The 1,651-nt window shown below is 69.3% G+C and carries 1 protein-coding gene and 1 pseudogene; one reads left to right on the top strand and one right to left on the bottom strand.

What is annotated here, in order from left to right:
* Nucleotides 1–41 precede the first annotated feature (41 nt).
* On the top strand, nt 42–1,205 hold the full coding sequence (locus LH128_RS28905) for an efflux RND transporter periplasmic adaptor subunit (protein ID WP_008833250.1): 1,164 nt from the start codon (nt 42–44) through the stop codon (nt 1,203–1,205).
* Between the two features lie 207 nt (nt 1,206–1,412).
* On the opposite strand, the pseudogene LH128_RS28900 reads toward LH128_RS28905, so the two are convergent.
* Nucleotides 1,413–1,651: pseudogene (locus tag LH128_RS28900) on the bottom strand (LLM class flavin-dependent oxidoreductase); the annotation flags it as partial.

Here is a 1,651-nt window from a genome sequence, read left to right as displayed (position 1 = left end):
CGCGCCCGCGCCCGCGCCGCTCCCGACCGAGGATTGAACCGATGAAGACGTTGATACACGCGGCGGCGCTGGCGCTTGCACTGATGCTGGGCGCCTGCAGTTCCGCACCACAGGACAGCGAAGTCCATGCTCGCGAGGAAGGGCGTGGAGAGGGGACCGGGCATGAAAGTGGCGGTCATGAGGAAGGCACCGTGTCGCTCAGCGCGGAGCAGTTGAAGACGGCAGGCGTGGAAGTCATGACGGTCGGTGCGGCCGGCGTTGGCGGGGCGGTGTCGCTGTCCGCCACGATTGAGGCCGATCCTCAGGGCATTCAGATCGTGACCGCGGCCATCGGCGGGCGACTGGTGACGCTGGGCCGCAACCTCGGTGATGCCGTGCAGGCCGGAGAGACGCTTGCCGTCGTCGAAAGCCGCGAAGCGGCGCAGATGCAGGGGGAGATCGAGGCCGCCTCGGCACGCCTGTCGCTCGCCAACAGCAATCTTGCCCGCGAGCGGCGCCTGTTCGCGGAGAAGGTTTCGGCTGAGCAGGATCTCGTTGCGGCGCGAACGGCAGCGGTCGAGGCAGCGATCGCGCTGCGCCTTGCCCGCCAGCAACTGGCGGTGACGGGGAGGGCAGCCGGCGGGTTCAACCGGGTGGCGCTGCCTTCGCCCTTGTCCGGCCAAGTGATCGCCCGTAGCGCTACGCTGGGTCAGGTGGTGGCGCCGGATACGGAACTGTACCGGGTCGCCAATCTCGGCAAGGTTACGATCGCGCTGTCGTTGTCCGCCGCCGATGCGGCCCGGATTCGGCCCGGTGCCCGGGTCACCGTCACCGCGCCGGGTCGTAGCGCCGAAGGAGCCATCCGGTTCCTTTCCCCAATCCTCGATCCGCAGACCCGCCTGGTTCCGGCGATCGCCGCGCTCGACAACCGCGCCGGCCAGTGGCGTGTGGGCGAGACGGTGAACGCCGAGGTGGCGCTTCCTCAAATGGGGCGCACGACAGCCGTTTCGGTGCCGCAGGTAGCCATCCAGACCGTCGAAGGGCGGCCCAGCGTCTTCGTATGGACGGCGAAGGGCTTTCGTGCAGTTCCGGTGGAAACCGGGCAGGCGAGTGGCGGCCAAGTCCTGGTCATGCGGGGGCTCAAGGGCGGCGAGCGGATCGCCGCCGCCGGGTCATTTATGCTCAAGGCCGAACTCGGCAAGGGCGAGGCGGAGCACGAGCACTGAGCCATGATTCATTCCATCGTTTCCTTCTCCGTCGCGCGGCGCTGGCTGGTGCTGCTGCTCACGGTTATCGCCTGCCTCATTGGCGGGGGGGGGGGGGGGGGGGGGGGGGGGGGGGGGGGGGGGGGGGGGGGGGGGTGGACTGCCCCCTCCGTCAGCCCCTTGGGGCTGCCACCTCCCCATTGCTTCGCAACAGGGAGGATACGCATCTTACAGCACCAGCGGCGCGTGGTTGATCTGCGGCAGGACATGCCGCGAGAACAGATCCGCCTCCGCCGCATGCGGATAGCCCGACAGGATGAAGGCATCGATGCCCTCGGCCTGATAGGCGCGGATCTTCGCCAGCACCTGATCCGGATCGCCGACGATCGCCGCGCCGCAGCCCGACCGGGCGCGGCCGATGCCGGTCCACAGGTTCTCTTCCACGAAGCCGTCGCCGCCTGCCGCGC

It is taken from the genome of Sphingomonas sp. LH128 (genome assembly GCF_000293195.2).
GTDB classification, from domain to species: Bacteria; Pseudomonadota; Alphaproteobacteria; order Sphingomonadales; family Sphingomonadaceae; genus Novosphingobium; species Novosphingobium resinovorum_A.
The sequence above is the reverse complement of the archived record's forward strand: the minus strand, read 5'-3'. Positions and strand labels throughout refer to the sequence as shown.

Coding starts and splice junctions, on each gene's coding strand:
- LH128_RS28905 (WP_008833250.1), top strand. CDS start 42: ATGAAGACGTTGATACACGCGGCGGCGCTGGCGCTTGCACTGATGCTG.